Source organism: Peptoniphilus sp., assembly GCF_034090345.1.
GTDB lineage: Bacteria > Bacillota > Clostridia > Tissierellales > Peptoniphilaceae > Peptoniphilus.
The window spans coordinates 20,908-27,706 of the sequence record NZ_JAXDSS010000127.1 but is presented as its reverse complement, the minus strand read 5'-3'; the positions used below and the strand labels follow the sequence as shown (position 1 = coordinate 27,706).

General features: G+C 29.9%; 6 protein-coding genes. 1 reads left to right on the top strand and 5 read right to left on the bottom strand.

The features are described from left to right. Positions 1-774 precede the first annotated feature (774 nt). The 3 genes from SOR77_RS09495 to SOR77_RS09485 are packed head-to-tail and all read right to left on the bottom strand — an operon-like array spanning position 775 to position 3,405. The gene (locus SOR77_RS09495; protein WP_320636864.1) at positions 775-1,500 is read right to left on the bottom strand and encodes an aminotransferase class IV; all 726 of its coding nucleotides are present in this window, start codon (positions 1,498-1,500) and stop codon (positions 775-777) included. Then, positions 1,497-2,825, bottom strand: coding sequence for an anthranilate synthase component I family protein (locus SOR77_RS09490; protein WP_320636863.1), 1,329 nt, complete (start codon positions 2,823-2,825; stop codon positions 1,497-1,499). Before SOR77_RS09490 ends, SOR77_RS09495 begins: the two co-directional genes overlap by 4 nt. Beyond that, a complete protein-coding gene (locus tag SOR77_RS09485) occupies positions 2,812-3,405 on the bottom strand; it encodes an aminodeoxychorismate/anthranilate synthase component II (protein ID WP_320636862.1) in 594 nt (197 codons plus the stop codon). Before SOR77_RS09485 ends, SOR77_RS09490 begins: the two co-directional genes overlap by 14 nt. A gap of 190 nt (positions 3,406-3,595) precedes the next feature. On the opposite strand from SOR77_RS09485, the gene SOR77_RS09480 reads away from it, so the two are divergent. Next, positions 3,596-4,891 carry a folylpolyglutamate synthase/dihydrofolate synthase family protein gene (locus tag SOR77_RS09480; RefSeq protein ID WP_320636861.1) on the top strand — a complete coding sequence of 432 codons (1,296 nt, stop codon included), beginning with the start codon at positions 3,596-3,598 and terminating at the stop codon, positions 4,889-4,891. Between the two features lie 149 nt (positions 4,892-5,040). Here SOR77_RS09480 and SOR77_RS09475 read toward each other — a convergent pair whose 3' ends face one another. Both SOR77_RS09475 and SOR77_RS09470 read right to left on the bottom strand, forming a co-directional pair. Continuing rightward, positions 5,041-5,706 (bottom strand): GntR family transcriptional regulator, encoded by a 666-nt coding sequence (locus tag SOR77_RS09475; protein WP_320636860.1) that lies wholly within the window; start codon positions 5,704-5,706, stop codon positions 5,041-5,043. 106 nt (positions 5,707-5,812) lie between these two features. Further along, positions 5,813-6,787 carry a C-terminal binding protein gene (locus SOR77_RS09470; protein WP_320636859.1) on the bottom strand — a complete coding sequence of 325 codons (975 nt, stop codon included), beginning with the start codon at positions 6,785-6,787 and terminating at the stop codon, positions 5,813-5,815. Positions 6,788-6,799: the final 12 nt, after the last annotated feature.

Below are 6,799 nucleotides of genomic sequence, written 5' to 3'. Positions count from 1 at the left end.
ATCTCCCTCTACTATTTTTCTGTTTACCAGTTTTTCTACTTTTGCTTTGTTGCTCAATCCATTCTGCGCATATGCAACGGGGTTTATGCTCCCAACTAGTAATAGAGCTGCTAAACCCGCTGATAATATTTTTTCTTTCATATAATACTCCTTAACTATTATTTATTTAAGTTAATAAATTAAAATTTTTAAACCTCTTTTGTCTATATCCCTTTACTATTTAATAAACCGTCTTACACCCCCGCTATCACATCTTTTTAAATACAATAAAATCCCACACTAATCTCAAAAAAAGTTAATACTACTTAAAATTACAGCAGTATATTTCGATTAATATTTTTTACATTTTTGCTATATTTTATTTACTTTCTTTAAATAATTTAAATATACTTTTATAAATCTATATTTAAGTTTTAATACTTACACTTCAACTGAACATTTATTTTTTAATTATTCCACCATTAAAGTGCATTTTCTACATCTTAAAGAAAGTTAAATATTTATTTGTAAAACTATGAATAACTCATCTGAGTTAATAGTAATTAATTTCTCTTAGAATAATATAATAATTATGCAAATGATACTCACTTGCAATACTTTAAGAGTATAACATATTTTTTATAAAAAAACATTCTTTTTTTACTTTAATTAATCTGCATTATATCTTTTATAATCTTCAATTTAACTAAAATATATTATTAATTTAATATCTACTGTGTTTAAATTTTCCTACCAAAAAACTCACAGCCTCTCAAATAAGAGAAGCTATGAGTTCTATAATTTTAATATTCTTTCCGTATATTCAGTTTTTATAAATTTAATGTCATCTATACTCTCAACAAATCTCTTCTCCATAAGCGAGTTAGTACAGATGCAAGCGTCAAAATTTTCTACTTCTTCAAATGGTATGTGCCTTATTTCATACTGTATATTTTCTTCATCAAACTTTTTGATAAGATTTTTTCTATATATTCCGGGTAACAAACCATCTTCAACCGGTGGAGTAACAACCATACAGTCTTTTATAAAAAATAAATTGGTATAGCTACCTTCTGTCACATTTCTATCTTGGTTTAAGAATACAACTTCATCATACCCATCTGACTTGGCCTTTGCCAATACTTCATGATTTAAAAGGTAATTGTTAGTCTTGTGGTTGTTTAAGAAATTATTTTTATCTCTTATTTGTTTAACTAATTTTAGTTTCAGCCCACTTTGAAACTTTTCATCCGTATAATCAGTAAGCCTAGTTTCTACATACAGAATATATTTTTCAAAATTTTCCAAAACCATTATCCTAACTGCGCCATCTATATTCAAATCGAGTTTTTGAATTTCAAACTCTATATCTTTTTCTATCCCATCAGAACAAATTTTTAAAAATTCCATTGAGTTTTTAAGCCTTTGAATATGATCTTCAAAATATTCAAGTTTTGAATTTTTTATCTTTATGGTTTCAAAGAGTCCTTTGCCATATTTTATCCCGTCCGGCTGTTTCATTTAAGTGCCTCTATTAATTTTAGCGATTTTTGCAATGACTCATTGTACTCATCTTTAACTTCTGAGTCCCAAGTCACTGCACCTCCACCTGAAAAATAACAGTCTTCGCCCTTTTTTAATATCGTTCTGATCAATATATTCAAGTCTGAATTTTCATTAAATGAAATATACCCTAGTGAACCCGTATATACATTTCTCTTATATTTTTCTACCTTGTCAATCGCTTCAATGGCTGTCAGTTTTGGAGCCCCCGTTATTGAACCCCCCGGGAAAATATTTTTTATAAGACTGTATATATCTTCTTCATCCCTTAATTCTCCTACAATTGTGGCAACCAAATGATGTACACTTTCGTAGCTCTCAAGTCTATAATTTTCAATTGCCTTAACTGTTTCATATTTACATGAAAGACTTAGATCATTTCTCATAAGGTCCACAATCATCAACAATTCAGAGACATTTTTTTCGCTGTTTAATAACTCAGCTTTTAATTTTTCATCCTCTTCTTTGTCATCAGATCTCTTTATAGTTCCCTTTATAGGTCTTGCTTCCACTACTCTGTCTTTACATTTAAAAAATCTTTCGGGTGATGAAGATAGTATTTGATAATCTCCAAAATCCATATATGTCATAAAGTCTGCTTTATTTATGTTTCTTAAATTTATATATAAATTATATGGATCTCTATCGCTTTTCACTTTGAATTGTTGGGTTAGGTTTACCTCGTATACAAATCCTTTTTTTATCATTTCTCTAACTTGGTCAAAGGCAACTCCATACTCTTCTTCTGTAATTCCCTTAACCATTTCTTCAGTATGATATTCAGTAGGAACTATTTCTCTAGAATAAAATAATTCTTCAATATTGCTTATATCTTCTCCATCCATGTATATGATATTAAATTCTTTTAAAACATTATCGTACTCTATAACCTTGAAATAAATTCCAAAAAATGCATCGTATATATCTACATTCCCTTCAGCTTTTAAAACGATATTACAATTTTCTTCTGTAAAGTCATATGAAAGATACCCAACAGCTCCTCCGATAAAATCTCTATCGTCCTCTATAAAATATTCTTTCATAAGATCTCTTAATACATCTAACGGATTTTTATGGATTTTGAAATTTTTAAGTCCTTCTACTTCTGTATTAAATCCCTTAGATTTAACTATTATTTTAGGTTCAAACCCAAAGTAAGATTTATTCCCTTGATGTGAATCCCCCTTGGCGCTATCTAAGAAAAACGGATAACTCTTTTCCCTTATATTAAATAACAACTCCTCAGGAGCTATGTCTGTGTCAATGTGCTTAGTTTTTATCATTTCTTACCTCTGTCAAAAAGTTCTCTATCATCTTTAACCCATAATCAGTCCCTACAGATTCGGGATGAAACTGCACTGTTTCAATTTTCATAGTTTCATCTCTTAAACCCATTATAACTCCATCACTTGTTCTTGATGTTATCTTCATTCCATTGTATTTATCATCTACAAATAAATCTTCTTTTGCAACCAGGGAATGATATCTCATAACAGTTACAGGATTTGGTATATCTTTAAACACTCCTTTTTCATCATGTGTTATCTCACTCATCTTTCCATGCATTGGACGTTTGCCTTCTACAACTTCAACTCCTCTTGAAACTGCAAAAGCTTGATGCCCCAAGCATATTCCCAAGATTGGATACTTGCCTTGTAGTCCTTTAAGTATCTCCAAACTTATCTTTGATTCCTCCGGAGTTTTAGGCCCCGGAGAAATAACGATTGCATCCGGATTCAATTTTACTATTTCATCTATTTTTATCTCATCATTTTTTTTAACTACAACTTTTTCTTTTAGAATATTTAAATACGTAACAACATTGTACGTAAACGAGTCATAATTATCTATCATTAAAATCATATTTTCCCCTAGTTAATTTTATATTTAATGCAATTTTACATCTTTTTTAACGTCCTTATTAAGTAGTATAATGTAGGAATATAATTGAAATATCTCCTGTTATTATCGTGGTCTACCCCTTGACTACCTCATTTTACTCTGATAGTATCGATTATAAATTAATATGTTATTTATTACAAGCGAGGAAAAAATGAATACAGAAAACAAACAATTAAAAACTTTTGATGACTATGTAGATTGGATGTACAATAGAGGTTCCAGCGGAGAAAAGCATACTATGGAAAATATAGATCGACTTCTCGCTGCTTTTGATAATCCTCAAGACAAAATTAAAGTAATCCACGTTGCCGGTACAAATGGTAAGGGCTCTACTTGTCATTACTTAGAGAGCGCTCTTTCTGCTACTTCAAAATGTGGTCTATTTATATCTCCTTATATGGAAACTATCTTAGAATCAATTTCCATAAATGGTGTTCAAATATCTGACAAAGATTTTATGAAGTATATTGATGAGTTAAAACCTGTCGTTGAAAATTTAGATGCTGAAGGCTTCCACAACACTTATTTTGAAGTTTTAACTGCGATAATGTACAGATATTTCTATGAGCAAAAAGTTGACGTTGCAGTTATAGAAGTTGGTTTAGGCGGACGTGTGGATTCAACTAACATTATAAAAGCACCTCTTGCTTCAGTAATCGTTACTATCTCTATGGACCATGTCAATATTCTGGGAAACACTATCGAAGAAATTGCCAAAAACAAGGGCGGAATTATAAAAGATAATCGTCCGGTATTTGTATATCCTCAAAAACATGAAGTTATGTCTGTTTTAAGAGAAATAGCAAGTGAACACAACTCAGAATTCTTTACTTTCTCACCGGATGAAATTAAAGATATTGAACTTTCCCCTGAAAACAATCAATTTACTTTTAGAAACTTTACAAATGCTAAGACAAAACTTGTTGGTGTTCATCAACTTTACAATGTTTCTCTTGCACTTATGGTTCTTGAACACTTTAAAGATGAATTTAATTTAACTGATGATATAATAAAAGAATCAATCTTCAATACTGAAAACCACGGTAGACTTGAAATTATATCTGAAAACCCTAAAGTTTTGATTGACGGAAGTCACAATGCTGAAGCTATTGAAGCTTTACTTGAATCATTAAAAGCATTTAAATACAATAGATTGATAGTTGGCTTTAGTATTTTAAAAGATAAAGATTACAACTATGTAATTTCAAAACTATCTTCTATTGCTGATGAATTAATCATAACAAATATAGATAATCCTCGAGCTTTTGAACTTGAAGATTTGAAGAAAGAAGTTTTAAAGAAAACTGAAAATGTAACTGCTATTGCTGATAGAATTAAAGCTTATGAGTACTCAAAATCTCGCGCTAAAGAAGGCGATTTAGTATTGTGGTGTGGTTCTCTATATCTAATTAGAGAATTCAGACTTTATGAAAAGAATAGAAAGTAAATAAAAAATCGGTTTAGAATATCCATTGGAGCTCAGTACTCCAATGGATGGTAGTGTGAAAAGTTTTGTGTATCACATCATTTACAGATGTACAAAATAATATAGTGCATTTAGCTAAATATTCTTAATGCACTATATTAAATTATTTCTCAGACTATGTTCAAGTCAAATAATGCTGTACTTATTTCTCTAAAGGAATGCGCTATATGTGATTCCAATGCTTTTTTGGCCTCTTCATAATTATTGTCTAATATTGCTTCTAAAATTTCTATATGATCTTCTGTAACATCCTTAGTTGTATCAGTAAGTGCATAAGCTTCATACCTATACCTTTCTATTTGACTTATTATATTTTTCATCAGAACTTGATAATAATGATTACTTGAATTGTCAATTATCAATTTGTGAACTTCAGCGTCTAATTCCATTGCATATTCTGTCGAAAAAGTTTTTCCTGAGTTTAGTTCGTTTAAAACTTCTCTCAACTTTTCTATAAGTTCTTTCAACTCTTCTCTATTGATTCTCTTTATTGAACTACTTAAAGCACCAACTTCAATTACAGTTCTTGCTTCGTATATATCTGATAAATCTTTTATAGAAATTCCTGTAACTATCGTCCCTATTCCATCAATACTTCTAACATAATTTTGCATTTCTAACTTCGTAAATGCTTTTTTAACAGGAGTCCTACTCATTTCCAGTGCTTCACCTATGCTTTTTTCTGTTAATAATTCTCCTTCTTTAAATTCACCAGATACTATTTTAGACTTTATATATTCATAAGCTTTTTCTGATAAGGTAACTCTTTTATTCACATTTAAACCCACTTTCAATTATTAAAATATTTTTCAATTATATTTATTTTGTCTATATTATAACCTTAAGAATAATCTTGTAAAGTGAATTTTATTCATTCTCTATTTATACAACTAGATTTCTTGGCCTCTCACCATTTAAAACAGATACTAAATTTCCTAATGCATATTCTTTTAGAGCTTTAAATGATTCTACAGAAATGTATGATATATGAGGTGTCACAAAAATTCCTTCACAATTTAAAATTGAATCAGCACTGCTTTTAGGGGGCTCTGTTTTTATAACATCAAGTATTGCGCCGGCTATTTTTCTATTTTTAACTGCCTCAACTAAGTCTTTTTCTACAATGATTTTACCTCTTGCCGTATTGATTATAAAAGCTGTTTCTTTCATCAATTCAAATTCATTTTTACCTATTTTATCTGCGTTAGCATCTACACCTTTTAGATGTACGCTCACAAAGTCAGCCTCTTTAAATCCTTCTTCCCAACTTACTTTTCTTGCTCCATGATTTGCAATTGTCGATTCATCTTCATACTCATCATATGCCAATATTTCCATGCCAAGACTTTTTGCTTTTTTAGCCACAACTTTGCCTATTGCTCCGAATCCTACAATTAATAGTTTTTGCCTGCTCAATCTATGATTTAAACTTTTTACAGCTATTGCGCCCCATTTTTCAGCATCAACATCTTCTCTAATTGTATTTGAATACCCTATTATATTTTTGTTAACCATAAACATCGCCGCCATAACATAATCAGCTAAATCCTCAGAGCAATAATCTTGGATATTTGTAACTTTAATTCCTTTATCTTTACAAGCATCTATATCTATTCTGTCATATCCCCCTCCATATGTAGCTATGACTTTGCAATTCTCTAATTTATCTATTGTTTCTTTTGGAATATCTGCATATACTTGAGCTAAAACTCCATCCGCATATTTCCCAAAAGTTTCTAAATCTTCATTATAATCATATGTAGACCTCTTAATTTCTACATTAGAAAATTTTTTCTCTAAAATTTCATGTTCTAAATCATAATCTGACCATTCTTCGTCTATTATCCAAATTAACATAATTATTTCTCC

Bases quoted from the DNA above. Each gene is read 5' to 3' on its own strand.
- SOR77_RS09495 (WP_320636864.1), bottom strand. From the start codon at position 1,500: ATGAAACAGCCGGACGGGATAAAATATGGCAAAGGACTCTTTGAAACC.
- SOR77_RS09490 (WP_320636863.1), bottom strand. From the start codon at position 2,825: ATGATAAAAACTAAGCACATTGACACAGACATAGCTCCTGAGGAGTTG.
- SOR77_RS09485 (WP_320636862.1), bottom strand. From the start codon at position 3,405: ATGATTTTAATGATAGATAATTATGACTCGTTTACGTACAATGTTGTT.
- SOR77_RS09480 (WP_320636861.1), top strand. From the start codon at position 3,596: ATGAATACAGAAAACAAACAATTAAAAACTTTTGATGACTATGTAGAT.
- SOR77_RS09470 (WP_320636859.1), bottom strand. From the start codon at position 6,787: ATGTTAATTTGGATAATAGACGAAGAATGGTCAGATTATGATTTAGAA.